Annotated in this window: 20 protein-coding genes; 19 read left to right on the top strand and 1 reads right to left on the bottom strand. The window is 75.2% G+C overall.

Going from position 1 to position 26,649, the window contains the following annotated elements; genetic code table 11:
• Positions 1 to 248 precede the first annotated feature (248 nt).
• Together RM844_RS14490 and RM844_RS14495 are read left to right on the top strand one after the other, a co-directional pair.
• Positions 249 to 1,355, top strand: a complete 1,107-nt coding sequence (locus RM844_RS14490; protein ID WP_311667557.1) for an NAD(P)-dependent alcohol dehydrogenase — start codon at positions 249 to 251, stop codon at positions 1,353 to 1,355.
• A gap of 56 nt (positions 1,356 to 1,411) precedes the next feature.
• Complete coding sequence (locus RM844_RS14495; RefSeq protein WP_311667558.1) at positions 1,412 to 2,494, top strand: MBL fold metallo-hydrolase; 1,083 nt, start codon at positions 1,412 to 1,414, stop codon at positions 2,492 to 2,494.
• Between the two features lie 180 nt (positions 2,495 to 2,674).
• Here RM844_RS14495 and RM844_RS14500 read toward each other — a convergent pair whose 3' ends face one another.
• Positions 2,675 to 3,058, bottom strand: a complete 384-nt coding sequence (locus RM844_RS14500; RefSeq protein ID WP_311667559.1) for a winged helix-turn-helix transcriptional regulator — start codon at positions 3,056 to 3,058, stop codon at positions 2,675 to 2,677.
• Positions 3,059 to 3,411: 353 nt separating this feature from the next.
• Between RM844_RS14500 and RM844_RS14505 the strand changes: the two genes are divergently transcribed.
• From RM844_RS14505 to RM844_RS14585, 17 genes are all read left to right on the top strand, one after another.
• Positions 3,412 to 4,314, top strand: coding sequence for an LLM class flavin-dependent oxidoreductase (locus RM844_RS14505; RefSeq protein WP_311667560.1), 903 nt, complete (start codon positions 3,412 to 3,414; stop codon positions 4,312 to 4,314).
• Positions 4,311 to 7,070, top strand: coding sequence for a helix-turn-helix transcriptional regulator (locus tag RM844_RS14510; RefSeq protein ID WP_311667561.1), 2,760 nt, complete (start codon positions 4,311 to 4,313; stop codon positions 7,068 to 7,070). The genes RM844_RS14505 and RM844_RS14510 overlap by 4 nt, the downstream gene beginning before the upstream one ends.
• 311 nt (positions 7,071 to 7,381) lie before the next feature.
• Entirely contained in the window at positions 7,382 to 8,314 is a 933-nt protein-coding gene (locus RM844_RS14515) for an NADP-dependent oxidoreductase (RefSeq protein WP_311667632.1), read from the top strand.
• 168 nt (positions 8,315 to 8,482) lie between these two features.
• On the top strand, positions 8,483 to 8,758 hold the full coding sequence (locus RM844_RS14520) for a hypothetical protein (protein WP_311667562.1): 276 nt from the start codon (positions 8,483 to 8,485) through the stop codon (positions 8,756 to 8,758).
• 413 nt (positions 8,759 to 9,171) lie between these two features.
• Positions 9,172 to 10,485: a sensor histidine kinase gene (locus RM844_RS14525; RefSeq protein ID WP_311667563.1), complete on the top strand. Its 1,314-nt coding sequence runs from the start codon at positions 9,172 to 9,174 to the stop codon at positions 10,483 to 10,485.
• On the top strand, positions 10,482 to 11,141 hold the full coding sequence (locus tag RM844_RS14530; RefSeq protein WP_311667564.1) for a response regulator transcription factor: 660 nt from the start codon (positions 10,482 to 10,484) through the stop codon (positions 11,139 to 11,141). Before RM844_RS14525 ends, RM844_RS14530 begins: the two co-directional genes overlap by 4 nt.
• 608 nt (positions 11,142 to 11,749) lie before the next feature.
• Positions 11,750 to 11,980 (top strand): hypothetical protein, encoded by a 231-nt coding sequence (locus RM844_RS14535; RefSeq protein WP_311667565.1) that lies wholly within the window; start codon positions 11,750 to 11,752, stop codon positions 11,978 to 11,980.
• Positions 11,977 to 12,759 (top strand): vWA domain-containing protein, encoded by a 783-nt coding sequence (locus tag RM844_RS14540; protein WP_311667566.1) that lies wholly within the window; start codon positions 11,977 to 11,979, stop codon positions 12,757 to 12,759. Before RM844_RS14535 ends, RM844_RS14540 begins: the two co-directional genes overlap by 4 nt.
• A complete protein-coding gene (locus RM844_RS14545) occupies positions 12,756 to 13,748 on the top strand; it encodes a protein phosphatase 2C domain-containing protein (protein WP_394814502.1) in 993 nt (330 codons plus the stop codon). The genes RM844_RS14540 and RM844_RS14545 overlap by 4 nt, the downstream gene beginning before the upstream one ends.
• Before the next feature lies 1 nt (position 13,749).
• Complete coding sequence (locus RM844_RS14550) at positions 13,750 to 14,871, top strand: protein kinase domain-containing protein (RefSeq protein ID WP_311667567.1); 1,122 nt, start codon at positions 13,750 to 13,752, stop codon at positions 14,869 to 14,871.
• Complete coding sequence (locus RM844_RS14555) at positions 14,868 to 15,725, top strand: 4Fe-4S single cluster domain-containing protein (protein ID WP_311667568.1); 858 nt, start codon at positions 14,868 to 14,870, stop codon at positions 15,723 to 15,725. The genes RM844_RS14550 and RM844_RS14555 overlap by 4 nt, the downstream gene beginning before the upstream one ends.
• On the top strand, positions 15,722 to 17,212 hold the full coding sequence (locus RM844_RS14560) for a hypothetical protein (RefSeq protein WP_311667569.1): 1,491 nt from the start codon (positions 15,722 to 15,724) through the stop codon (positions 17,210 to 17,212). The genes RM844_RS14555 and RM844_RS14560 overlap by 4 nt, the downstream gene beginning before the upstream one ends.
• Positions 17,209 to 19,308 (top strand): AAA family ATPase, encoded by a 2,100-nt coding sequence (locus tag RM844_RS14565; protein ID WP_311667570.1) that lies wholly within the window; start codon positions 17,209 to 17,211, stop codon positions 19,306 to 19,308. The genes RM844_RS14560 and RM844_RS14565 overlap by 4 nt, the downstream gene beginning before the upstream one ends.
• 3 nt (positions 19,309 to 19,311) lie before the next feature.
• Positions 19,312 to 21,345: an Hsp70 family protein gene (locus RM844_RS14570; RefSeq protein ID WP_311667571.1), complete on the top strand. Its 2,034-nt coding sequence runs from the start codon at positions 19,312 to 19,314 to the stop codon at positions 21,343 to 21,345.
• 11 nt (positions 21,346 to 21,356) lie between these two features.
• Positions 21,357 to 22,553, top strand: coding sequence for a TRAFAC clade GTPase domain-containing protein (locus RM844_RS14575; protein WP_311667573.1), 1,197 nt, complete (start codon positions 21,357 to 21,359; stop codon positions 22,551 to 22,553).
• Position 22,554: 1 nt separating this feature from the next.
• Positions 22,555 to 25,038 (top strand): GTPase-associated protein 1-related protein, encoded by a 2,484-nt coding sequence (locus RM844_RS14580; RefSeq protein WP_311667574.1) that lies wholly within the window; start codon positions 22,555 to 22,557, stop codon positions 25,036 to 25,038.
• Complete coding sequence (locus tag RM844_RS14585) at positions 25,035 to 26,612, top strand: TRAFAC clade GTPase domain-containing protein (protein ID WP_311667576.1); 1,578 nt, start codon at positions 25,035 to 25,037, stop codon at positions 26,610 to 26,612. The genes RM844_RS14580 and RM844_RS14585 overlap by 4 nt, the downstream gene beginning before the upstream one ends.
• Positions 26,613 to 26,649 lie beyond the last annotated feature (37 nt).

Below are 26,649 nucleotides of genomic sequence, written 5' to 3' on the forward strand. Positions count from 1 at the left end.
GCCCGGCGCCTCGCCCCGGTGCCGCACGGACCGCCGACGGTCGGGCACCACACCGGGCCCGCGCACGGCGGTCGGCGCGGGAACCAGGCCGCGACCGATAGGGCGACCGATCCGCGAGCACGGGCGGCCGACCTAGGGTCGATCACGCTCAAGGCCGCGAGGCCGAATACCCCGATCTGGGAGTCGTTGATGATTTCTCTCCTCCATTGCCACGGCGCCGGCGGCGCCTCGCGGGAGGCGCACGACATATGACCACGTCCGCACGCGCCGCGGTCCTCGAAAAGCCGGACGGGCCGTTCGAGTTCCGTGATATCGAGATCGAGGACCCGCGGCCCGACGAGATACTCGTCCGCATGGTCGCGACCGGAATATGCGCGACCGACGCCCAGGTGCGGGCGCGACGCATGTCGACACCGCTGCCGGTGGTCCTGGGACACGAGGGCGCGGGAGTCGTCGAACGGGTCGGGGCCGCCGTCACCACCGTCGAGCCCGGGGACCACGTCGTCCTCTCCTACTACTCGTGTGGCCGCTGCGAGCCGTGCCTGTCCTCCCACGCGGCCTACTGTGACGACGTCTGGGCAGCCAACTTCGCCGCAGCCCGCCTCGATGGCTCAAACGGCCTGCACGTCGCCCAGGGCGCGGAGCCGCACGGTCACTTCTTCGGCCAGTCCTCCTTCGCCACCCACGCGCTGACCCACCAACGGAACACCGTCAAGGTCCCCCGTGACCTGCCCCTCGACGTCCTGGCCCCGCTGGGGTGCGGGCTGCAGACCGGCGCGGGGGCCGTGCTCAAAGCACTCGCCGTCCCCGTGGGGGCCACCTTCGCCGTCTTCGGCGTGGGCGCGGTGGGCCTGGCAGCGGTGATGGCGGCCCGCGTCGCGGGCGCCGCCACGGTCGTCGCCGTCGACATCGACGCCGGCCGGCTCGCGCTCGCCCGCGATCTCGGAGCGACGCACCTGGTCAACCCCGGCCAGGTCGAGGACCTGGCCGGCGCGCTCCGCGCCATCGAGGAGCGCGGCCTGGAGTACGTCCTGGACACCAGCGGACGCCCGGAGAACCTCGATGCCGGGGTCCGCGCCCTGGCACCGCTGGGCCGATTCGGCTTCGTGGCGTTCCACGAAGGCGCCGGCGCCGTGATCGACGCCGGCCGGCTCGCGGCCGGCCAGTCGTTGCGGGGGATCATCCAGGGCGACGCTGTCTCCTCGCTCCTGATCAACGATCTCGCCCAGCTCTACCGCGCGGGGCGGTTCCCGATCGACCGGCTGCTGTCCTTCTACGACTTCTCCGACCTCAACGCGGCGTTCGACGACGCCGGTTCGGGCCGCGCCACCAAGGCGGTCCTTCGCTTCACGTGAACGGGACAGCCCACCCGTTCGACGCATTCCCGAGCGTACAGAGAGGCATCTCACCGATGTGCCAGCACGGCCAGACACCCATCAGTGTCGACGACTCCCAGAGCTTTTACGGGATCGCCCCCTACGGATTCCCCAAGGCGGGGGCGGACGACCCGGAGGACCCCCAGGGCTATTACCCTCCCTATTTCCAGAGTGAGCACTTCCAGAAGTACGGCTACCACGTCGAGGAACTGCGCGGCGGCTTCTACTGGGTCACCAGTGCCGGCTACGACGCCGCGTTCGTGGTGACCGACCGCGGTGTGGTCGCGATCGACGCACCGCCGACGCTGGGCGAGAACATGCTGGCGGCGATCGAGGACGTCACCGATCAACCGGTGACGCACCTCATCTACAGCCACTGGCACGCCGACCACATCGGCGCGGCCTCCGTCTTCGGCCCCGACGTCGAGATCGTGGCCCACCGCATCACCAGGGAACTCCTGGAGCGCTTCCCCGACCCGAAGCGCCCCCTGCCGACGAAAGTCTTCGACGACGAGCTCGTCCTCGAAGTGGGCGGAGTGCGCCTGGAGCTGTCCTACCGGGGCGAGAACCACTGCCCCGGCAACATCTTCGTCTACGCACCCCAGCAGAAGGTGCTCACCGCCGTGGACATCGTGAGTCCGGGCAGCGTGACGTTCATGCACTGCGACGCCTCGCAGAACATCTCCGGCTGGTACGAGGCGCAGTCGCAGATACTCGACTACGACTTCGACTACTTCGTCGGCGGGCACCACATGCACTACGGCACCTACGAGCAGGTGAAGCTGTGTGTGGAGTACTTCGCCGACGTACTCGAAGGCGCCACGGAGGCGGTCGAGCGGTTCAGCCGCTCGGACGCGCTCGCCGACATCGTGGCCGACACCGGCTGGAACCGGATCTTCGTCGGCACCGAGAACTGGATCAGCTCCATGGCGAACTACACCACCCGGCACGTGCTGGAGAAGACGACCAGCAACGGCCAGCTGTGGTGGGAGCGGCTGGCCGGCGCCACCACCCAGACCAAGTACCACGCGTACACCGTGCTGGAGTCGATCCGGCTGGAGAGGCCGCGCCCGAACTACCGCCTGCGGGGCGAGAACCCCCCGGTCTTCCTGACCTGACGCCACCCTGAGCGGTACGACCCGATGAGCGGTGCGGAGGACTGCCCTGGTCCGTCGCACCGCCCATCGCCGCGCCGGCGCGCCGGTCGTGTCCGGCGTCGGCCATGGCAGGCGCAGGCGTCGCAACCCGCAGCGCGTGGGTCGCCGGGGCGGTCTGCGCGTGGGCGGGTCGTCGCGCCCTCACCCCTCGTTCTTGGCGCTCCACTCGACGAGAGGGTGCAGAACACGCATCAGGCTGGCGCCCCGCTCGGTGGGCTGGTACGTGATCTGGACGGGCGTCGTCGGCACCACGACCCGCTCGATCAGTTGGTGACTCTCCAACTCGCGCAGGCGCTGGGACAGCAGTTGGTTCGAGATTCCGCTGACCCGCGCCCGGTAGTCGACGAATCGGCGCGCCCCCCGCATCGCCGCCAGGAGCACCGCGGCGGTCCACTTCCTGCCCACCAACTCGACCGAGCGCTGGAAGCTGCGGCACACGGCGTCGTCGATGTGCTCGTAGTCGACTTCCGGGCGGCTCCGGTCCGGGGCGGTGGCGGACTCGTCGGGCGGTCGCAGGCTGGCCATATGGTCATGATAGTAGAGCGAGTTGGGTGTGCTGACCCGGTCATGTCGCGCTTGTTGATCATGGTCATCGTCGCGCAGCCTGGAGCCATGAACGCACGCCCGGCCCGACACCACGCGCACTCCTCGCCCGTGGTGCTGGGCGGTGCCGACGAAGCGGTCGACCGGGCCCGCCCCGGCCGCCCCCCGCCACCAGCTCCGCGTCCGGACCCCGGCCCGAGCGTCCCGCCCGGACCCGACCAGCCGGCACCCCTCTCGTGCCCGCGCGCACGCGAGGTGGTGCTCCACCCGGAGGGCGGGTTCGGCGACACCTGCGCCCGCACTCCCGCCACGAACCACCCAGAAGGACACGACCTATGACCGACTACCACCACGCCCTGTGGTTCGGCAGCTTCGTCACCCCCACCGCCGACCCGCCGCAGGCACCGGTCGAGCTGGCCCTGCGGTCCGAGCGGGCCGGACTCGACCTGGTCAGCTTCCAGGACCACCCCTACCAGTCGGCCTTCCAGGACACCTGGACCCTGATGTCGTATGTCGCGGCACGCACCGAACGGATCCGGATCAGCGGCAACGTGCTGAGCCTTCCGCTGCGCCCCCCGGCCGTGCTGGCCCGCGCCGCCGCGAGCCTGGACCGGCTCACCGGCGGGCGGGTCGAACTGGGCATCGGCGCGGGCGCGTTCTGGGACGGCATCGCCGCGATGGGCGGCCGCCGCCTCGAACCGGCCCAGGCCGTCCAGGCGTTGGAGGAGGCCGTGCGCGTCATCCGCGGGATGTGGGCCACCGACGAACCCGGCCCCCTCCGGATCGACGGAGCGTTCCACACCGTGGCCGGCGCCAAGCGAGGGCCCACGCCCGCCCATCGGATCCCGATCCGCGTGGGCGCCTACAAACCGCGCATGCTCCGGCTGACCGGCCGGGTCGCCGACGGTTGGCTGCCCTCCCTGGACTACCTGCCCGACGGCCCCGCGTCGCTCGACGCGATGAACGAACAGATCGACGAGGCCGCCTCCGCCGCCGGCCGCGAGCCCGCGGCGGTCACCCGCACGCTCAACCTGCGCGGCCGCTTCACCACCGGCACCGGCGGCGGGCTGCTGGAGGGGACCGCCGGCGACTGGGCCGAACAGATCGCCGACCTCGCCCTCCGGTACGGCGTCTCCGGCTTCATCCTCGCCTCGGACGCCCCCGCCGACCTGGACCTCTTCGGACACGAGGTCGCGCCCCGCGCCCGCGAACTCGTCCAGTCCGAACGCGCCGCGTGACGCCGCTCCCCTCCGGCCCGCACGGTGCCGGAGCACCGACAGAGGCGGCGCCGGCCAAGCTGTTCGGGCGCCGCGAGGAGACCGCGCTCCTCGACCAACTCCTCTCCCGCGCTCGCGCCGGGACCGGCGGCACGCTCGTCCTGTGGGGCGAACCGGGCATCGGCAAGTCGGCTCTGCTGCGCCACGCCCACGACCGGGCCGGGGACTTCCTGCGGTTGAGCCACCTCGCCACCCGGCCCGAAGCGGACCTGGCCTTCGCCGGACTGCACGCCCTGCTGCGACCGGTCACCGACCACGTCGAGTCGCTGCCGACCGCCCAGGCACCCGCCTTACGTGCCGCGCTCGGGACGAGCGGGGAGCCGACGAACCAACTGCCCATCGGGGCGGCCGTGCTGTCACTGCTCTGCGCACTCGCCGAGCGGCAGCCCGTACTCGTCCTGGTGGACAACGGGCAGTGGCTCGACGAGGCCACCGCACGGTGCCTCGGATTCGTCGCCCGCCGCGTATCGGCGCACCCCGTCGTGGTCCTGCTCGCCGATCACGGCGATCCGGCCGTCCGCCACTGGGACGGCCTGGCCGACGCGCGGGTCGAAGGCCTCACCGACGACAGCGCCCGACAACTCCTGGCGACCCTGGCCCCGTTCACCGACGAGACCACGGTGCGCACGACGGTCCGGGAGGCGGGCGGCAACCCCCTGGCGCTGCACGAGCTGGCCACCTTCGGAAATGGCCTCGACGACGCCCAGCACCGCCACGGGCCGGGACAACCACCCGTCGGACCGCGCCTGCGCCGGGCCTTCCGCGCCGCGATCGACGCCCTGAGCCCCGCGGCGCGGCTGCTGACCGTACTCGCCGCGGCCGAGGAGCACGGCGACCGGCTCACGGTGCAGCGCGCCGGCTGCGCGACGGGCGTCGACGACACCGCCTGGGAGGAGGCGACCGGTGCGGGCCTGCTCCGCGTGGTGGACAACCACGTCGGGTTCCGGCACCCCGTCGTGCGGAGCGCCGTCTACGAGGGCTGCCACGCCGCGCTGCGGCGACGGGCCCACCGCGCCCTGGCCGCCACCCTGCCGGACGAGGCGGCGGAACGGGTGTGGCACCTGGCCGCCGTGGCCCACGGCCGCGACGAACACGTCGCGACGCTCCTCGAACAGGCCGCGGCCCGCGCCCGGCTCCGCGGAGCCGCGGATACCGCGGCACGGGCACTGCGGCGAGCCGCCGAACTCTCGGCCACGCCGATCGACGCGTCCCAACGCCTCGCCGAAGCGGCCAGCGCCGCGTGGGACGCCGGCAGCGCCGCCACCGCCGCGTGCCTGCTCGACGAGGCGGAACGGCTGGCCCCCGGCGCGCACATCGCCCGACGCGGCCAGGGTTTGCGGGGGGTACTCGAGTTCGCCCGGGGCACGCCCGAACTGGCGCACCACTACCTGACCACCGACACGCACCAGGTCGCGGACCCGGGCACGGCGCGGGAGCTGGCCGCCATGGCCGCGCACGCCGCCTGGTCCACGGGACGCGGCGACCCACGGGCCGAAACGTACGCGCTGCTCCTCGCGGGCGAAGCCGGTGACCGGACCGGATCACCCGACCCGCCGGCCTGGTGGAGCGACGCCCCGTCGGCCCACCCGCGCCAAGCCGACGATGCCGGCACCCGCGCCGGAAGGACCGCGCTGCCCCTGCTGCCCCCGACCCCCCTCGGGCTGGCCTGGGGCATCGACAAGCCGATGAGGGAGGCGCTGCGTCGCGGAACGCCGCACCTGCGGCGCCGTGGCGAGCGCGCCCGACTCGCCGACGCCCTGGCCAGGACCGCGCTCCTCGACTACGTCGCTGGCCGCTGGCCGGATGCGGAGTCCTCGGCCACGGAGGGGCTACGACTGGCCGAGGAGATGGGCGCCGACCACCTCGCGTCCCGCTGCCGCACCAGCCTCGGCTGGCTCGCCGCCGCACGCGGTGACGAACGCACGGTCGCCGAGATCACCGCCCGCACCCTGGAGACGTCCCTGCCGCGGGGCGTCCGCGCGCTGAGCGCGGCGGCGTACTGGAACCGCGGCCTGGCGGCGCTGTTCCAGGAACGCCCCGACGAGGCCCTGGACGCCCTGGTGCGCCTGGCCGAGCCGGGCCACGGAGCGGAGCACCCGACCTTCGCGCTCCTGGCCGCCCTCGACACGGCCGAGGCGGCCGTGCACGTCGGACGGCACGACCTCGCGGAGGAACGGGCACGCGCGCTGGAAACCTGGGCGCGGCGCACCGGAGCGCCCTGGGCGCGCGCCGCCGCGCACGTCGCCCGCGCGCTTCTCCCGGGCCCCCGGGCCGAGGACGCCTTCCGGGCCGCCCTCGACGTGCCAGGGGTCCGGTCGCACCCGCTGCTCCACGCACGCGCTCACCTGTTCTACGGCGAGTGGCTGCGGCGGTGCCGTCGGCGGATCGACGCGCGCGCCCAGATCGGGGCCGCCATCGAGGTGTTCGACCGGCTCGGGGCCGAGCCGCTGCACGGCCGCGCCCGGCGCGAACAGGACCTCACCGGCCCGCCGGGCCGTCGGGGCAGCCCGGACACCGACGAGACCAACCAACTCACCCTGCAGGAACAGCGGGTAGCCCAGTTGGCCGCCAAACAGCTGACGAACCGGGAGATCGCCGTGCAGCTGCGGATCAGCCACCGCACCGTGGGCCACCACCTCGGGAACGTGTTCGCCAAGCTCGGCATCAACACGCGGACCGAACTGAGCCACCCCCACGCCTGTTCCGAGCCGCGATGAACGGCGAGCCCCCCGGCCGGTGTGCCGGCCGCGCAGCCCCCGCCCACGACCGATCACCCGACGATGCGCCTCCGCGCCCCCGATCCCTCACGCCGCTCCCGGCCACACCGACCCGCCGTCCCCGGGACATCCCGGTCCTGGGAGCCGGCACCGAGTACTTCCGGCACCGAGTACTTACCGAGACCTTTCCCATCCGACGCGACACGGCCCAGGCCGACGGTCGCACACCGCGCAGCGACTCCCGGTGGACGGCACCCTCGCGGGCACACCGGGAGATGAAGGAGAAGAACATGAGCAAGGCAGCAGCAGTAGTGGCGGGCGGGTATGGCGGCCCCGAGGTCCTGTCGGTGATCGACATCGCCGTCCCGGAGCCGAAGGCGCGGCAGGTGCGCATCGCGGTCCGCGCGGCCGGTGTCAACCCGTTCGACCACAAGGTGTACAGCGGCGTCTTCGGCGCCGATCCGGCGCGGCTGCCGCTGCGGCTCGGCGTCGAGGCGGCCGGCGTGGTGACCGCGGTCGGCGACGACGCGGTCGGCCCCGCGGGCCCGATCGCGGTCGGCGACGAGGTGATCGCCCAGCACGCGCCGGGCGCCTACGCCACCGAACTCGTCGTACCGGCCTCGTCCGTGGTGCCGAAGCCGGCCGCCCTGTCCTGGGAACAGGCCGGCGGACTGCTGGCCGCCGGCGGCACCGCCGTACACGTTCTCGAGGCGATCGGCCTGGGCAAGGACGAGACGGTGCTCATCCATGGCGCCGCGGGAGGCGTCGGCCTCGTTGCCGTGCAGCTCGCCGTGGCACGCGGCGCCACGGTCCTGGCCACGGCGAGCCAGGCCAAGCACGACCTGCTCCGGGAGCTGGGAGCCCGGCCGGTCGAGTACGGCCCTGGACTGGCGGACCGGGTACGCGCGGTTGCCCCGGAGGGCGTGCACGCGGCCGCCGACCTCGTGGGCACCGACGAGGCGGTGGACGTCTCCGTCGCGCTCGTGCCGGACCGCCTCCGCGTCGCCACCATCGCGGGCCACCAGCGCGGGGCGCGCGCGGGCATCCGACTCCTGGGCGGCGCACCCGGTGGCGACCCCGGCACCGAGATCCGGGAGGCCGCCCGCCTGCGGCTCACGGAAGCGGCGGCGGCCGGCCGCCTGCGCGTCGTGGTCGCGGGCACCTACCCGCTGCGTGCGGCCGCCGCCGCCCACCGCGAGATCATGACCGGCCACACCACGGGGAAGATCGTCCTGGTCCCGTAACCCGTCCGCTCGTCTCAGCAGCGCATCGGTCAATTCATCGTCACCCGCCAGGAGTTCGTATGCGCATCGGGTTCTCACTTCCGCAGTACGGCGCGATGGGCCCAGGAACTGGGCGAAGTCGCCGACTTCGCCCGACAGGCCGAGGAACTCGGAGCCGACAGCCGGTGGGTGGGGGACCGCGTGCTGGCCGCGGTGGTCGACCGGCCGCCGCGGCAGGTCCGCCGCCTGGCCGAGGCGGAAGGCCGCGACCCGGCCGGTATCGACGCCATCCTGCGCGTCAACCCGACCTCCCAGTCGACCCTGCCGGAGATCGCGGACATCATCCTCCGCACCGGAGACGAGACCGATGTCGACCACGTCTTCGTGGACTTCGTCTACCTGGCCGACCAAGGCGTGGACCAGGCCCTGGAACTGGTGCGGCGGACACTTGAACTGACCCGCTGAAAGCCCGGCTACGGCCCGGCCCCCGCCGCGCTGGGGCAGCCACCGGCCCGGCGGCGCCCGGGGGACGAAGGCCAGGCCGGCGGCTGGGGGGTATCGGGCGAGCGGGAGCCCGCCCTGGTGAGGAAGGGCAGCGGAGTCGCCCGCGCTCGCCGGCTGGCCCCGGTGCGGCCGATGGCCGGCCGCTCGCGGAGTCGACCATCGGTCGGATGGCCACCTCCGCACCAGGCCAGGGCCGGCGACCGCCGCGTCGCCGACCTGCCCGCACCACCTGCCCGGCGCGCGGCCCAGGAACACCCCCGTTGCGGCAACCGCCTCCCCCCGACGGACCAGGGGAGTAGTACCTGAGGAGGACCCCGTCACCTCCGCACCACAGGGGACGACCACGGCCCACCCCGCCTCCTACTGTGTTCGCCGTGAACGAGAGCACGCACCACCACAGTCCGAGAACCGAACTCCGCCTCGCCCGCGCCGGCTTGCGCGCGTTGCGCGAGGACCTCCTCACCCACGCGTTCGCGTTCCGGCCGCTCCCGCCCCTCCCCGTCGCCAGCGGGCCGCTGCACCGCCTGCCGGCCCGTCTGCAGGCCCCCGTCCGCTGGCTACCACACGCCGCCATCGTCCTCACCGCCGTGGCGATGATGATCGTCTCGGCCGGGGGGATCAACCACTGGGAGCCGGACAGGCAGCGGTTCAACGTACTGTTCCTCGGTGTCCCGTTGATCGCCGCGCTGTTCCGCCCCGTCGGCGCGTGGTGGCTCTCCCTCGCGGGCCTCGTCGCCGTGGCCTTGATGGGAATATCGGCGGCCTGGCCGTGGCTCACCGGCGCTCTGATCACCCACACCCTGGTGATGGCGCTGGTCGCCGTCCGGTCCAGGCCGCGGGTGGTCGTGGAGATGTGGGTGCTCACCGTGCTCACCAGCCTGGCCCTCCCGACCAGCCAGCTCGGCACCGCGCCCGGCCACAACACCCTGATCATGATCGCCGTCTCCGTCCCGACGCTGCTCGCCGTGCTGCTGGTGCGCGGCTGGCACACCTCGCGCCGCGAGGTCGTGGAGCAGGCCGCCGTCACCCGCCAGGAACGCTCCCGCCGCACCCGGCTGGAAGAACGCACCGTCATCGCCCGGGAGTTGCACGATGTGGTGGCGCACCACATGTCGGTCGTCGCGATCCAGGCGGAGGCCGCCCCCTACCGGGTGGACAACCCGCCGCCCGAGCTGACCCAGTCGTTCGCGACCATCAGGGAGAACGCCGTGGCCGCGCTGGCCGAACTGCGGCGGGTCCTGGGCGTGGTACGCGCCGAGGACCAGGAGGCCCCGGACGCACCCCAGCCCACGCTCGCCGACCTCGACCGGCTCCTGGAGAACGTGCGCGAGGCCGGCCTGTCCGTGGAGAAGACCGTCACCGGCGCCGTCCCTGAACTGCCCCAGGGCGTCGAGCTGTCGGCGTACCGCATCATCCAGGAGGCGCTGAGCAACACCCTGCGACACGCGCCGGGCGCCTCCGCCCGCGTCGAGGTCGCCCATGTGCTCGGCGGTCTCGGCCTGCGCGTGGTCAACGGCCCACCGAAATCCCCCGCACCTACCTCGCCAGGCGCCGGGCACGGCATCACCGGCATGCGGGAGCGAGTGTCCATGCTCGGCGGCGAACTCACGGCCCGACCCACCACGAACGGCGGCTTCGAGACCACCGTCTTCCTCCCGCTGTCCGACTCCGCGCGGGTCCCCGCATGACGATCCGCGTCCTGCTCGTCGACGACCAGGTCATGGTCCGCGAGGGCTTCACCGTGCTCCTCAACGCCCAGCCGGACATCGAGGTGGTCGGCGAGGCGGTGAACGGCCGGCAAGCCGTCGAACGCGGCGCCGCGCTCCGCCCCGACGTGGTCCTCATGGACATCCGCATGCCGGAGCTGAACGGTATCGAGGCGACCCGCCGGATCGTCGCCGGCGACGATCCGCCCCGGGTGCTCGTGCTGACGACGTTCGACCTCGACGAGTACGTCTACCAGGCCCTGCGCGCCGGCGCGTCAGGCTTCCTGCTCAAGGACGCCTCGGCCCGTCAACTCGCGGACGGAGTCAGGGTGGTGGCGGCCGGCGACGCACTGCTGGCGCCGACCGTCACCCGACGGCTGATCTCGGAGTTCGCCCGGCACGGCGCGCCGCTGTCCCCACCGGCGGACGTGCGCGTCGGCGAGCTGACCGAACGCGAGACGCAGGTGCTCACCCTGATCGCCCACGGTCTGTCGAACGCCGAGATCGCCGACCGGCTGCGCGTGGCCGAGTCCACCATCAAGACACACGTCAGCAGGGTGCTGGTGAAGCTCGGCCTGCGCGACCGCACCCAAGCCGCGATCTTCGCCTACGAGGCACGCCTGGTCAGCCCGTCCTGAGTCAACGCACCGCCCCGCCGCCCGCACCCGGCGGCGGGCGCGGAACCCCGCGACCGGTCAGCCCACCCCCTGCGATGCCCCGAGCGGTCCCGGTCGCAGGCCGGTTTCCCCGACGAGCGCTCTGGCCGAGGTCCGTCCTCGGGGACCGGTGGCCGCGGCGCGCAGGGACATGTGGTGTGGGCTCCCCGCCGGCTTGTGCCCGTTGTCCGACTACTCGGGGGAACGGGCCGCGAACCGAGACGCCCCCGTCGGTCAACCGTGCTGCTCGACCCAGCCCGCACCCCGCCTCCTGGCATGTCGGGTCGCCCGCGGACGGCGGCGGGCGGCGGTTGGCCAGGGTTGGCGGCTGGGCACCGTTCGTCCACCAGGGCAACCCACACCCATGGGCGACTACCGGAATCCGCCCGGTAGTCGCCCAGCTATGCCCTGTGTTTCGCCGACTCCGGTCGCTTCAATGAACTCTCGCGACCGCGACGGGTGGACTCGGGAGGCGGGATGCTTCGATCACTTCGGCCAGTTCGATCAGTCCGGCAGGGGTGGAGTGGGGTTCGGGCCGGCGCCGTGCCAGGTGGGCGCGCGGCGGGACGGCGCCCCGCGCGCCGGGCCACGTGACGGCCGGCGGCCGCCGGGCGCACGACCCCCGGCGGGCGGCGGACGGGGTGCTGGGCCGGGTCGTCACCTGGCCGGCGCCGGACGCCTTCGTGCTGGTCGAGGGCGTACTGCTGCGAGCCACGCCGCAGGGCGAAGGGGTCCGCCCGGGTGCCGGGGTCCGGCTGCGGTTGGACCCCGACGGGCGCCGACTGCTCGCCCTGGCGGCGAGGCCGGAGCCCGGGGAGTGAGCGCCCCGCCGGGACCGGCGTTCGGCTCCGGGCTCTTCGAACGGCAGCCGGTCATCATCCTGTTGGACGTCTCCGCCTCGATGGCCCGCCCCGCCCAGGCGCCCCGGATCGCGGAGGTCAACGTGGCGCTGGCCCACCTCGCCGACCAGGTGCGCACCCAGGCGCGGATGCGGGAACGGGTCGAGGTCTGCCTGATCGCCTTCGGCACCGAGGTGCGGGTCTTCGACCCGGAGGCGGGCGCCCTGACCGACGCCGAAGCCGCCCGCCCGGAACGGGACTTCGTCGCCGTGGACCGGCTGGAGCCACCCGAGCTGCGCGCCGACGGCTACACCTGCCTGCTGCCGGCGTTGGAGGCGGCGCTCCGGCTGGCCGCCGGCCGCCGCCGCCACCTGACCGAGCAACGGGTGCCGGTGCTCCGCCCGTTGATCTGGCTGCTGACCGACGGCGCGCCGAGCGACGAGCACGGCCGGCCGCTGAGCCGGGCCGAGCTGGCCCCGATGGCCGAGCGGCTGCGCGCGGTGGAGGCCGCCGCGCCGCCCGACGACTGCGTCTTCCTGGCGATCGGGGTCAGGGGCGCCGACCAGGAGCTGCTGGAGGTGCTGGCCCCGCGCGGCACGCTGATGCTGGCCGGCCTGAACTTCACCGAGATCCTGAAGTTCCTGGTCCGCAGCTCGGACCGGGTGGGCCCGGTGACCACCTCGGACGACGTCCACGAGCAGGCCGCGCACGAGGCCGAGCTGCGGCGGCGGATGCGCGCGATGGAGGAGAAGCTGCTGTGAACGGGGGGCTGATCGTGGCGGGGGTGACGGTCCAGGGCACCGACCATCTGGCCGATGCCACCGGCTGCCAGGACGCGTTCAAGGCCCGACGCCTCTCCGGGCCGCCGGGCGCCGGGCCCGGAGTGGTGCTGGCCGTCGCGGACGGGGCGGGCGCCCGGCACCGCAGCGCGCTCGGCGCGCACCTGGCCGTGGACCTCGCCTGCCGACTGCTGGCCGACGGGGTGCCGGCGGCCGACGCGGACGGCGGGACCTGGACCGCCTGGGCGGCCGAGCGGGCCGGCACGCTGGTCACCGGGTGGCGCCGCCAGGCGGCCGCCCTGCTCGGCGCTGGGCCGGGCGAGGGCGGCGGGCCGGGCGAGGGCGGCGGCAGAAGGGCCGGGACCGCCGCCGGCGACCCCGGCGACACCGCCGGCCGTGCCGACCCGAGCCGGCACGGCGGCGCCCGCGCGCGAGCCGGCGCGCGAGGCGGCGCGGACCAGGAACGGGCCGCCGGCACGGGGGAGTTGGCGGAGCTGGCCGCCGGCTGTGCGGCCGCCGTGCTGCGACCGCCCTGGGCGGCCTTCGTCTGCGTCGGCGACTGCTTCGGAGTGGTGCTCACCCGCCCCGCGTCCCCCGGCGGCCCGGCCGAGCGCGCGCACGCCGTGCTGCCGCCGCCCGCCGCCGGCGACGCGCCCCCGCTCTTCCTCTCCTCCCCGAGCGCCCGCGCCCGGGCGCGTTCCTTCGCGCTGTGGGACCCGGACCTCAGCGGGCTGGTGCTGGCCACCGACGGCTGCGCCCCGCTGGTGCTGGACCACCCGGCGGCCCGCGGGCTGCCGCCGGCGGCCGGGCCGCTGCCCGCCGAGGCGTTCTTCGGCCCGCTGGCCGAGACCCTCCGGGCCAACGGCGGCGACGCCGAGCCGCTGCGCGCCCTGCTCTCCGGGGCCGAGGCCGGCCGCAGCGGCGACGACCTGACGCTGCTGTGCGGGCTCACCCCGACGGGGGGTGGCTGAGATGCCGTTCCCGGTCCGGTCGGCGACGGGCCGCGAGTGGCTGCTGACGGACGTGGTGGGCAGCGGCACCGAGGGCGTGGTCTACGCGGTGCGCGGGAAGCCCGACCTGGTCGCCAAGCTGGTGCCGCGCCCCGGCGACCCGGCCGGCTACCGCGACCGGCTGGCCCGGCTGCTCCGCCAGGCGCGCGAGCCACGCACCACCGTGCTGCTGCCGGCCGGTCAACCACCCCGGCTGGCCTGGCCGTTGGAGGTCGTCAGCACGGTGCCCGGCGGCGCCGTCGGCTGTCTGATGGCCGACCTGCGCGCGACCCACCAGCCACTGGAACACCTGCTGTCGCCGGCCGCCCGTCGCGAGCACCTGCCCCAGGCCACTTGGGCGACCGCGCTGCGGGCCGCCGCCGACCTGGCGGCACTCCTCGCCGACCTGCACGCCGAGGAGTACGTCGTCGGCGACCTGAAGCCGGACAACCTCTGGGTGGACCCGGCCGGCCGGATCGCCCTGGCTGACGTGGACTCCCTCCAGTTCACCGACGGCGGCGAGACCTTCGACTGCCGGATGCGTACCCCCGGCTACACCGCCCCCGAGTGCGTGGGCTCCGAACTCCCGCCGGACCGGGCCTCGGACGCCTTTCTGCTGGCCGTCCTCGTCCACCAGCTGCTGATGGACGGGCTGCACCCGTTCCACGGGCACCCGGCTGACGGCAGCCCCTACGCCTCGTTCGACGACAACCTGCTGCACGGCCGCAGCCGGCTGACCGACGGCTCGTCCGTGCTGCTGCCGCCGGTCGCCCCGCCACTCGACCTGCTGCCCCGCGGGCTGCTGCGGCTCTTCCGGCGCGCCTTCGACACCGCCGGGCGGCAGAACCCGGCCCGGCGGCCCACCCCCACCGAGTGGGCGGACCAACTGCGCCGCGAGCTGGCCGTCGACCGGCTGGTGGTCTGCGCCGAGACGCCGGAACACCGGCACAGCGTGGAACGCGCCTGGTGCCCCTGGTGCGACCAACGAGACCGACTGGCCCGCGACATCCAGGAACCGGTCGCCGCCGCCCCCGGGGCACGGCGGGCCCCGGCAGGCGAACGCGCCGCCCCGACGGGCCGGCGACACGGAAGGGGAAGCGGGTGACCGAGCCTGACGAGGCGGCCGGCGGCGGACCGGCGGCGGCCGGCGACGGGGCGGCGGGAGTGCTGGTGGTCAGCCGCACCCTGGACCGCTGCGGGGTGCTGGGGCCGGGCTGGCGCGCCGTCCTGTGGGTACAGGGCTGCCCGCTGCGCTGCCGGGGCTGCGTGGCGCCGGAAACCCTGCCGTTCGACGCGGGCCACGCCAGACCGGTCGCCGAACTCGCCGACTGGCTCGTCGGGTTGCCCGAGATCGAGGGCGTCACGCTCTCCGGCGGCGAGCCGTTCGCCCAGGCCCGACCCCTGGTGGAGCTGCTGGACGAGGTCAGGACCCGGCGCCCCGAGCTGTCCGCCGTCGCCTACTCCGGGTTCCGGCTGGAGGCGCTGCGGCGGGGCACCCCCGCCCAGCGGGCCCTCCTGGACCGGCTCGACCTGCTGATCGACGGGCCCTATGTGGCGGCCCGCCACGGCGACCTGCTCTGGCGGGGCTCCGACAACCAGCGGCTGCTGCCGCTCACCGAGCGGTACGCCGAGGTCGCCGACCACGCCGGCGCCGGCGCCGGCATCGAGGTCTCCCTCGGCACCGACAACACGTTCTCCTGGGCGGGCGTCCCCGCCGCCCCCGGCTTCCGCGCCCATGTCGAGACCCGCCTCCAAGCCCTCGGCTACGCGGTGCGGGGCGGGGCCGCGCCGGTCGAGCCCGCTCCGAGCGCGCGGGCGCGGCCGGCCGGCGGCGCGGGGACAGCGGGGGCGGCGGCCGCGCCGGCGGGGCCCGCCGCCGAGCCGGTCGAGCGAGCCGCCGAACGACCCTCGCCGTCGCCGACGGACGAGGAAGCGCGGGAAGGAAAGGGGCCGTTGTGAGCGGATCGGTCATGTACACCAGCGTGGATGTGAGCGCCGCCCGCGCCGCCCGCCAGCGGGCGCGCCGGGCCGAGCAGGCGGCCGAGCGCCGCCGCCGCGAGGCGGCCCGCGCCGCCGAGCGGCAGCGGCACGCCGAGGCGCGGGCCGCGGCCAGGGCGAGGGCCGCGGCCGAGCGACGGCGGCACGCGGAGGGCCGGGCCGCGGCCAGGGCCGGCGCCGACGCGGAGCGGGCGCGGCGCCGGGCGGCCGACGAGAGCCGGCGGGCCACCGCCGAGCGGGCCGCCAGGCAACGAGCCGCCGGCGAGCGGCTCGCCGAGGTCAACGCGTTGATCGAGCGGCTGCCCCAGCGGGCCACCCCGGGCCGGGCGGCGGCGGCCAGGACCGCCGCCGAGCTGGCCGACCGGCTGCCGGCCGCGCCGGCCGGCGGGCTGGACGCCGAGATCGAGGCGTTGCGGCAGCGGGTGGCCCGGCTGGGCGAGGCCGCCCGGCAGGGCGAGCGGGCCGATGACCGGCGGCGGGAACTGGCCGCGCTGTGGGCCAGGTTGACGCCGGCTGGCGAGCGGGCCGACCCGGCCGGCCACCGGGCGGCCGGGGAGGCGCTGGAGCGGCTGCGGGCCGCCCTGGACGCCGGCGAGACCGTCCGCTTCGAGGCACTGGCCGGCACCGCCGCACACCTGCTGGACCGGCACGACCTCGCGATCGCCGACGCCGCCGAGGCCCGGGCCGCCAGGGAACGGGCGGCTGCCGAGGCCAGGGCGGCGGCGGACCGGGAGGCGGCCGCCGAGGCGCGGGCGGCCGAGGAGCGGGCGCGACTCGCGGCCGAGCGGGCGGCCGAGCTGGCCGAGCGGGAGGCCGAGCGGCTGGCCGAGTTGGCCGAGCGGCGGCAGGAGGCCGCCGACCGGCTGGCCGTGGTGCGTGACGGGGTGCTGGAGGCGGTCAGGGACGCCACCGACTTCGCCGACGAGGCGCTCGCCGACGAGCTGCGGGCCGCCCTCGGCCGGGCCGAGGGCGCGCTGGCCGGTGCGGCGGTCGAGCCGGCGCTGGCCGCCGTCGCCGCCGTCGAGGAGCTGCTGCCGCGCGCCGAGGCCCGCCTGGACGAGCTGCTGCTCGCCCTGGAGCGCCGCGCGCAGCTGGCCCGCGCCCTCCAGGACGCCATGTCGGGGCACGGGTTCACGCTCACCGAGGGCAACGAGGCGAGCGACCGGCTGGTGATGCGTTTCGAGCGGCTGAACGGCGCGGTCTACGACGCGGCCATCCGCACCGACGGCGACGGCCAGGCGCGGCTGACCTACGAGATCGACGGCGAACCCGGCATCCCGGAGGGGCCCAACCCGGTGGCCGGCTGCGCCACCGAAGACCTGCTGGACGATGTGCACGCGGCTCTGGCGGCGGCCGACTTCGTCGCCGGCGAGCTGGACTGGGACGGCAAACCGCCTCGGCGGGGCGGGCCTGGCGGGGCGGGCGCCGAGGCGCGGAGGCGGCGGTGAGCGCCCCGCCAGGCCCGCCCGGGCCGTCGTCAGGGGAGGAGGGCCCGACGCGGGCCGACCCGCTGATGCCGGTGTGGACGTTCTCCCTCGGCTGGGAGATGGCCCGCGGCCGGCAGGTGCTGATCGACGGCCAGGTCCGTGACCGTTGGTGGTGGAGCGGCCAACCGGTCTCCTTCCAGGCGCTGTTGGTCAACGTCCTGGTGCGGCGCGGGGCGACCGTGGTGGGCTGGTGGGACCCGGTTGACGGGCTGGAGTTCCCGTACCCGGGGCATCGGGAACGGTTCGACCAGCTGGTGCGCGAGCTGCCGCCGCGGCCCGGCCCGGCCGCCCCCGGCGAGCAGCCCCCCGGTGACCGGGATCGGCCCCCTGGCCGAGCCCTCGACACCGAGACCCGCCGCCCCACCGACCAGCCGGCCTCCCCGCCCCCCACCCGCCGGGGCGCGGCCAGGGAGGGCGCCCGTGCCGGCCTGTTCGACGGCCGCGCGCCCCGGCGGCTGATGGCGTTCGAGGACGCCGTCGCAGCGGCCCGCCGGCTGGCGGCCAGCCCGCGCGCCGCCGTCGCCTTCGTCTTCCAGGACGTGGACCACGCGCTGCCCGTGGGCCAGCCCGAGTCCACCGCCGGCTACCTGCTGCTGCGCGCCGCCATGACCGACGCCGTGGTCCCGCACGACGCCGAGGGCACCGCGCGCAACGCCGTGCTCACCGTCGTCGGCGACCTGGCCCGGCTGCCGGAGTGGCTGTGGCGCGAGGACCCGCGCACCGTCCCGCTGCGGCTCGGCCCCCCGGACCAGCGCGAGCGGCGCCTCTGGCTGACCCTGCTGCGCGACGGTTTCCGCGGCGCCGAGAGCGCCGGCCAGGAGGACTTCGAGCGGCTGGTCGGCGCCACCGACGGCCTGACCGCCTGGGAGCTGGACGCCCTGGCCAAGACCTCCCAGGTGCGGAAGGTGCCGGTCGGCAAGCACGCCGAGCTGATGCGCAAGCACCGGCTCAACGTCAGCATCGACCCCTGGTCCCAGCTCGACCACGCCAGGATCGCGGCGGCGGCCGACGAGCTGTCGGCCGATGTGATCGGCCAGGAGCGGGCCGTGGACGCGGTGGTCGGGGCCCTCCAGGCCGCCTTCGTCGGCGTGGACTTCGGGGACTCCGGCGCGGCCAGGCCACGTGGCACCTTCTTCTTCGTCGGCCCGACCGGCGTCGGCAAGACCGAGCTGGCCAAGTCCCTGGCCCGGTTGATCTTCGGCGACCCCGGCGCCTACGCCAGGTTCGACATGAGCGAGTACCAGCAGGAGCACGCCGCCGAGCGGCTGGCCGGCGCGCCACCCGGCTTCGTCGGCTTCGAACAGGGCGGCGAGCTGACCCGCCGGGTCCAGGAACGCCCCTTCAGCGTGCTGCTGTTCGACGAGATCGAGAAGGCGCACCCCGCCGTGCTGGACAAGTTCCTGCAGATCCTGGAGGACGGGCGGCTGACCGACGGCCAGGGCAGGACCGCGCACTTCGCCCAGTCGCTGATCATCTTCACCTCCAACACCGGCGCCGACGCGCTGCCCGAGCTGCTCGCCGAGACCGGCGAGGACACCACCTACGCCACGTTGGAGACGCACTTCGCCCGGGCCGTGGAGGAGAAGTTCCGGGCGATCGGCCGGCCGGAGATCTTCGGCCGGCTCAAGCCCGGCGTCGTCGTCTTCGACATGCTGCGCCGGGCGCACATCGTGCGGATCGCCGACCGGCTGCTGGGCAAGCTCGCGGAGGCCACCGCGGAGCGCCGGCGGGTCCGGCTGGCGTACCACCGGCCCCTCCTGCACGCCTGGATCGTCGAGCGGATGACGGCCCCCGAACGGCGGGCCTACGGCGGGCGGCAGATCCGCAACGAGCTGGAGGCCGTCCGACAGGCCGTGGTCCGCTCCCTGATGACCCGACAGCCGGCCGTCGGCGAACGGCTGTGGGTGACGGTGGACGAGCCGACCGGCGGCGAGCCCCGGATCCGGGTCACCACCGAGGACCCGACGACCGCCGAGGGTTCGACGACCGTCGATGGCGGGACGGTCTCGTTGGCCAAGCCGCCGGCCGGTGACGGTGGCCGCGACGGGGGGCGGTGAGCGATGTACGCGATCGACCTGGGGGGCAGCTGCGCCCGGGTGGCCTGGCTGGACGAGCGGCGGGAGCCGGTGGTCGCGGGGGCGCCCGCCGGGATCGGCGCGCCCGACGGTGCCGTGCCGGCGGCCGTCTGGGCCCGCCCGGGCGGGGAGTTCCGGATCGGCCGAGCCGCGTGGGAGCGGGCCCTGACCCACCCGGCCGAGGTGGCCCTGGCCGTCCGCGCACCGCTTCTGGACCCGGCGGCCGAGGCTGCCGGGGCGGTCGATGACGGCCTTGGCGGGCCGGTTCGACCGCCGGCCGAGCTGGCGGGCCGGCTGCTGGCCGGCCTGGTCCACATGGCCGACCAGGCACGCGGCCGCGAACCGGCGCCGCCCGACTCGCCCATCACGCTCTCGCTGCCCTCGTCCGGCGACGGCGAACGGGCGCTGCGGCGGGCCGCCGAAAGCGTCGGCCTGCGGGTCGCCCACGCGCTCGCCGAACCGGTGGCCGCCGCCCTGCACTACGGGGCGATCCGGGACGGTGCCCGCGGCTCGGTGCTGGTCTTCGACCAGGGCGGCAGCAGCCTGGACCTGACCCTGCTCACCACCGAGGGCGACCGCACGGTCCGGATCGCGCACACCGTCAGCCACCCGCTGGGCGGCGCCGCCTGGGACGCGGCCGTCGCCGACGCGCTGCGGCCGCAGCTGGCGCGGCTGGACCCGGAGCCGGCCGCCTCGCCGGCCCTGCTGCGGGCCGCCGAGGCGCTTCGGTTGGACCTGGCTCACAGCGGTGGCGATCTCGCCCAGGTGACGCTGCCGGGCACCGACCACCCGTTGACGCTCACCCGGGAGCAGCTGGACCGGGCGGTGGCGCCGCTGTGGGAGCGGGCCTGCGCGGCGGCTGTCGAGGTGCGAGATCGGGCGGACACGTTGCTGGAGACGCCGCCCTCCACGTTGCTGCTGGCCGGTGGCCTGGCCGCCACCCCGGGCACCGCGGCCCGGCTGGAGGACCGGCTTGGCTGGTATGCGCGGGCCGAGGCACCGGAGTTGGCCGTGGTGCGGGGTTTGGCCCGGCGGGCGGACTTCGGGCTGTTGCGCGTCGTGACGGGCGCCCGGGCGCTGGATCCCGAGCCGGGCTTCGCCACTTCCGGGTCGGCATGCCCGGAGGAGCCGTCCGAGCCGCCGGCCGCGCCCGCGCCGGGGCCCGCCCCCGACATCCCCCCGGCGCCCGCTCCCCCCTCCGAGCCCGGGCCATCGGACGAGGACCCGCACCAGGCCGGGGGCCCCCACCCCCCACCGGACTCGGTGACCGCCCCGGGCCCGGGGTCCCCAACCGCCCCGTCTCCGCCGGCCGCCCCGGCCCCGTCCCCGGAGCCGGAGACCCAAGCGGCCCCGTCCCCGGACCCGGCGGCCGTCGCGGACCCGGCCGGTGACCGCGACGGCCTGGTCCCGACGCCGGTGACCGAGTTGGAGGCGATCCGCCGCGGTCAGCACCTGCTGGTGGTGTGGGTCTGGCCCCCCGGCAGCCTGCTCGCCCGGGTCCGCTGGCGGCTGACCGACGGCGGACCGCTGGGCCGCCCAGGCACCGGCGAGGCCACCTGCTCCCGCCGGGCCTACGAGCACGACGGCGGCTTCGAACTGGACACCGGCTACGGCGAGGTCTCCCTCACCGTGGAGGCGCTGGCCCCCGGCGGCCCGGGCGACACGTTCGACCGCCCGGCCGCGTTGTTGGTGCCGGCGCACGCTCCCGTCGTCCACTACCTGCCCAGCCTGCGCCATACCCTGCGTGGCCGGGTGGCCCGGCTGTCGCTGACGGCCGAGGTCCCCTGCCAACTGCCGCCCCTGCTGGTGGTGCACGGCACCGGCCGCTTCCGGCCGAGCAACCCGGGCGAGGGCCGGGTGGTGTACGAGATCCCGCCGCAGCGCCTCGGCCCCGAGCAGCCGGTGGTCGTGGAGTTCCCTCTCTCCCCGGCCCGTGGTGACAACTGGCTGGTCTGTTTTCCGGCCGGGCCGACCACCGGGGGAATCGTCCTGCCTTCGTCCGCGCGGCACCGACTGTGAGGCGTCCGAAGATGGCCAAGAGACTCGTCTGCCCGTACTGCTACGAGACCTTCACCGCCCGGGAGATCCTCTTCCGCTGCAACACCCGGCTCAGCCGCACCGGTCAACGCTGCCTGGCCGAGCGCGACGATGTGCTGCTGCAGCGCCTCGGCCAGCGCCGGGAAGGTGGCCCGGTCTTCGCCGCCGACGGCCGGCGGACCACCGCGCCCTGCCCCACCTGCAAGAACGAGACCACCTACCGGGTCTGCCCGGTCTGCCACAGCACCCTGCCCGCCCAGTTCGGCTTCCTGGGCAACCGGCTGATCGCGATGGTCGGGGCCCGTGACTCCGGCAAGACCGTCCTGATGACGGTGCTCCTGCACGAGCTGATGAACCGGATCGGCGAACGCTACCGGATCTCCCTGATCGGCGCGGACGACGCCACCATGCTGCGCTTCGGCAAGGAGTACCAGGACCGGCTCTACCAGGAGGGCCAGATGCTGATCGGCACCCGAACAGCCGGCGCCAGGATCAACAACCAGGTGGACCCGCTGGTGTTCCGCTTCGGCGTCACCCGGCCCCGGCTCTTCCGCGACACGCGGAAGCACACCGTGCTGTCCTTCTTCGACACCGCGGGCGAGGACTTCAACTCGCGGGAGAGCGTGGAGCTGAACACCCGCTACCTCGCCAACGCCGACGGCATCATCCTCGTCCTCGACCCGCTCCAACTGCCCGGCGCCCGCGAACTGGCCCTGCCGGGCACGTTGCTGCCCGGCACCGACGAGGTCGACGCGCCGGTCAACGTGCTGGCCCGGATCACCAACCTGCTGCTGTCCCGGGTCGGTCGCCGGGGCGCCGCCGTGAGCCGCGTCCCGATCGCCGTGGTCTTCGCCAAGATGGATGCCCTGGTCCACCAGCTGGACGCCGGCAGCCCGCTGCGCGCGCAGCCGCCGGACGGCGGCCGCTACGACGTGGCCGACGGACTCGATGTCCACCACGAGGTGCGTCACCTCCTCAAACGCTGGGACGGCGTGGGGCTGGACCAGACGCTGGAGAACAACCACGCCAGCTACCGCTACTTCGGCGTCTCCGCGCTGGGCCGGACCCCGACGCCCGAGGGGCGGGTCGCCGCGACCGGCATCCAGCCCTACCGGATCGCCGACCCGTTGCTGTGGCTGCTCAGCGAGTTCGGCGCGCTGCCCCGCACCCGCCGGGCGGGCCGGGGTTGAGATGGCGTTCTCCCAGCTGTACTACACCTCCTGTGAGCACGGCCTGAGCGGCTTCTCCGGCTACCAGTTCAACGCCGTCAGCGACGGCGTCTCCGCCGAGACCATGCGGGAGGTCGAGGCGCTGACCGGGTACGAGCCGCCGCGGTCGATGCTCTACTCCGACGCGCCGGCCGACCTGGCCCGCTGCCCCGTCAACCTCTGCCACCTGCCCGGCGAGACGACGCTGATCGCCCGCGTGCGCTACCTCGGCCGGGACCCGTCCCAGCGGTTCGGGAACTACTTCGCGCACGCCCTGGCCAGCCGGGACCCCGAGACCGACAGCGGCCGGCTGCTGCCCATCGAGCTGTGGCGCTCCCCGGTGTGGGCCGCCGCCACCGCCTCCGGCACCCGGCTGCCCGCCCTGGAGCGGCCGCCCCCCGCCGGTCCGCTCACCCCGGCCACCGTGGAGGGCTTCCTGCGCGGTCACCCGCATCGGGAGCGGCTGCCCGAGCTGCTGGCCGCGGTGATCCGCGCGCTCGAAGCGGACCGGACGGTGCTGCTGGTGGACGCCACCAGCGACCGGGTCGCCCACTGGTTCGCCGCCGTCAGCTATCTGCTGCCGCCGCCGCTGGCCCGCGCCCTGTCCTTCGCCACCTACCTGGCCAAGCCGGAACGCAGCCGGCTCCGACTGGTCGGCACCGTGCCCGAGGCGGGCGTGCCCACCGGCCCCGACCTCCAGGACGGCTTCGACGTCTTCGACTTCGTCGGCGGCGCCTTCCCCCAAGCGGGTGCCGGCCCGCTGCCCCGGCTGCTGGTCCGGGTCGGCCCGGCCGCCTCCGGCCCCTTCTGGTCCTGGGCCGCCGACTACACCAGGGGGACCGAGCGGTCCGCCGCCGACTGGTATCTGCCGGCCGTCGCCGCGGCCGCCACCGGCAGCGTCCCGCTCACGGAGGAGGACCTGGCCGCCATCATTCCCTGGCTCGCCGAGGCCGACCACCTCGGCGGGGCCGCGCTGGCCGAGGTGACCCGCCAGATCTACCGGCTGGGGCCCTTCCCGGACAACCGGCTGACCGCGCTGCGCACGGCCGCGCTGGCCGGCGGCGACCACGAACTCACCGAGTACCTCCAAAGCGACCTGTTGGACAGCGAGCTGCGCCGGCACCTGGCCGACGACCCGGACCGGTCGCCGGCCGTCCCGTTCAAGGACCCCGCGCGGGCCGAGGCGGCCATCGAACGGGTCGCGGCCCTGCTGGTCGGCGCCGACCACGGCGAGGCCACCCGGCTGTTGCTGTGGGCCGGTCAGGCGCGGCTGCGGCTGCCCCAGCAGGTGCTGCGGGGCGGCTGCCGGCGGATCGCCGACGGTCTGCTCGGCGCCCTGACCACCCGCCCCGCCGCCCCGGAACTGGTCGCCCAACTACGCCAACTCGCCATCGAACAGCCGGAGTTCCGCACCCAGCTGCGGCGCGCCCTGGCCGCGCTGGCCGAACCGGAAGACCTGCAAGAGCCGGATGTCCTGGATGTTCTGGATGACCCGGCCCAGGCGCGGGCCCGGCCCCGATCGCCGGAGTACTTCGTCGAGCTCTTCGACGCGCTCCCCGACGGGCTGCTCTACGAGACCGACCTGGCCGAGCATCCCACCCTGCTGGCGGCCCAGCTGACCGCCCGGGCGGTGCGGCAGCCGGAGGCGCGCCTGGACCTGCTGCCCCGCGTCCTGGCCGCGACCGGCGAGCCCGAGCTGACCGGGGTGCTGCTGCGCAGGCTGTGGCCGAACGGCCCGTCCACCCACCGGCAGGCGCTCGACGTGCTGCGACGGCTGCCGCCCGGACTCGGCGCCGACCGCGCCGCCGGCGACTGGTTCGGCGCCGCCGTGCGACGGCGCCCCAAGGACCCGGCCGCGCTGGCGGACTGCCTGCGGCTGTGCCAACTGCTGGTGGAGACCGACCGGCTGGCCTGGCTGGCCGAGGACGACCGCGGCTGCCTCGACAAGCTGCTGGAACTGCGCCAACTGCTCGTGGAGACCGACCGGCCCGTCCCCAGCGGCGTGCTGGTCGAGCTGCTGCGCCGGCCACTGCCCCCGACCTGGGGCTCGGCCCGGCTGCTGCTCGGCCACCGGCTGCCGGCCGCGATGGCCCGCTGCCAGGCGACGCCGGACGACATCCCCTGGCTGCTGAGCCGGTTGGAGCACCGAGCCCGCGAGGCCTATCTCCGGCAGGTGGCCGAGGAACTGCCCCGGCAGCCAACGCACGTGGCCAGGGCGCACGCCGAGGGACTGGTGGCGGCCGCCGAAGTCCTCGACGAGTGGCGCCGGCTCCGCGTCCACGAGGCGCTCGCACCGCTGGTCGAGCGCTGGCCGGCCGAGGAGATCGAACGGTTCGCCCGCCAGGTGGGCCCCCGCAGCCCGTCGTACGCCGCCCGGCTGGCGGCCCGGGCCGAGGAGCGGCGGCGGGGCCGGGTGCGCCGGCTGACCCGCCGGTTCCCCTGGCGCCGGAAAGGGGGCGACCGTTGATCCCTCTGCTGGTCCGCCTGATCGGCATCCTGCTCTACTGCGGGCTGCTGGCCATCGCGGTAGTGTTCGTCGGCCCCGTGATCGTCCTGTTCATGGCGCTGGTCACGGCGGCCCGACTGGTGGGCCGCTACCTCGCGCTGCTGCTCGGCGAGATGCGCCGGGACCGGGCGGACAAACAGCCGCCAGGCGAGGAGGCCCTGCGCCAGTACTTCTACGGGCCGGCGCTGCGCGACCTGCGGCGCGGCTGCGCACTGGCGGCCCGGCAGCTGCCCAGGACGGTCGGCGACACGCTGCGGGCCATCGGCACCGACTGGCTCCAACACCCGCCCGTCACCCGGCTGGTGGCGGTGCCGCTCGGCGCGCTGCTGGGCGTCGGCACCGTGCTGGGCGCCGTGGCGGGCGTCGTGCCGGTGCTGCTGCTGTGCCTGCTGCACACCGTGCTGATCCTGCTGCTCCAGGCGCTGGGCCGCCTCTCGGCCGAGGTGCTGCGCGCGGTGGACCGTGGGGTGCTGCGCGTGCGGGAACTGCACAACGGGATGCTCTGCCCGCACTGCTACGAGCGGGTCCCCTACCCCGCCTACTCCTGCTCGGACGAGGCCTGCGGGCGCCGGCACACCGACGTCCGGCCCGGCCGGTACGGCATCCTGCGGCGCCGCTGCCACTGCGGGCGGCGGCTGCCCACCCTCATCATGGCCGGCAGCTACCGGCTCCAGGCGATCTGCGTCTACTGCGAGAGCCGGATGAGCCAGGAGACCGGGCACCACCCCGAGTTGGTGGTACCGCTCTTCGGCGGGACAGCGGCCGGGAAGACCCAGCTGATGGCCGCCATGCTGATGACGCTGGAGACCGGCGGCACCCCGGTGGCCCCGGCCGACGGCACGACGGCCGAGGAGTACCAGGCGCTGCGCTACGTGCTGACCAGCGAAGGGCACCCCAGGGGCACCCCCCGCGCCCTGCCCCGGGCCTACTCGGTGCTGCTGGGCGCCCGGCGCCGGCGCCGGCTGGTGCATCTCTTCGACACCGCGGGGGAGCGGTTCACCAACCGGGAGGACACCGACGCGCTGCGCTATGCCGCGACCGCCAGAACCTTCGTGTTCGTCCTCGACCCGCTGAGCGTGCCGGCGTTCTGGGGTGGCCTCGACGAGGCCCAACGCGCCGCCATCGACCGCTCCCTGGCCTCCCGGGTGCCGCCCGACCTGGTCTTCCAACAGGCCGTCCAGGCGGTGCGCCAGATGGGCGCCCCGCTGGACCGGGCCCGGTTGGCGGTGGCGGTCAGCAAACTCGACCTGATCCAGGGCAGCGGGCGGCTCGACGGGGTGCGGACCGACGACAGTGAGGCGGTCGCCGAGTGGCTGACCAGGGAGTTGGGCCTGGGCAACCTGGTCCGCTCGATGCGGCACGAGTTCCGCGACACCCGGATCTTCCTCACCGCCGCGATCGCCCTGGGCGAGTCCGAGGTCCACCCCAGCCTGCCGCCGCTGCTCGCCTGGTGTTTCGGCGGCCAGGGCCGCCGCGCCTTCACCGGCCAACGCGCCCGCGACCGCACCGGCGGCACCCGCACCGGCCGCGGGTGAGGACGGCCGCCCCCGACCTCTCGCACCCCACGGGGGC

This window comes from Streptomyces chisholmiae (genome assembly GCF_031845445.1).
In the GTDB taxonomy this organism is placed as follows: domain Bacteria; phylum Actinomycetota; class Actinomycetes; order Streptomycetales; family Streptomycetaceae; genus Streptomyces; species Streptomyces chisholmiae.

Coding starts and splice junctions, on each gene's coding strand:
- RM844_RS14490 (WP_311667557.1), top strand. CDS start 249: ATGACCACGTCCGCACGCGCCGCGGTCCTCGAAAAGCCGGACGGGCCG.
- RM844_RS14495 (WP_311667558.1), top strand. CDS start 1,412: ATGTGCCAGCACGGCCAGACACCCATCAGTGTCGACGACTCCCAGAGC.
- RM844_RS14500 (WP_311667559.1), bottom strand. CDS start 3,058: ATGGCCAGCCTGCGACCGCCCGACGAGTCCGCCACCGCCCCGGACCGG.
- RM844_RS14505 (WP_311667560.1), top strand. CDS start 3,412: ATGACCGACTACCACCACGCCCTGTGGTTCGGCAGCTTCGTCACCCCC.
- RM844_RS14530 (WP_311667564.1), top strand. CDS start 10,482: ATGACGATCCGCGTCCTGCTCGTCGACGACCAGGTCATGGTCCGCGAG.
- RM844_RS14550 (WP_311667567.1), top strand. CDS start 13,750: ATGCCGTTCCCGGTCCGGTCGGCGACGGGCCGCGAGTGGCTGCTGACG.
- RM844_RS14570 (WP_311667571.1), top strand. CDS start 19,312: ATGTACGCGATCGACCTGGGGGGCAGCTGCGCCCGGGTGGCCTGGCTG.
- RM844_RS14575 (WP_311667573.1), top strand. CDS start 21,357: ATGGCCAAGAGACTCGTCTGCCCGTACTGCTACGAGACCTTCACCGCC.
- RM844_RS14580 (WP_311667574.1), top strand. CDS start 22,555: ATGGCGTTCTCCCAGCTGTACTACACCTCCTGTGAGCACGGCCTGAGC.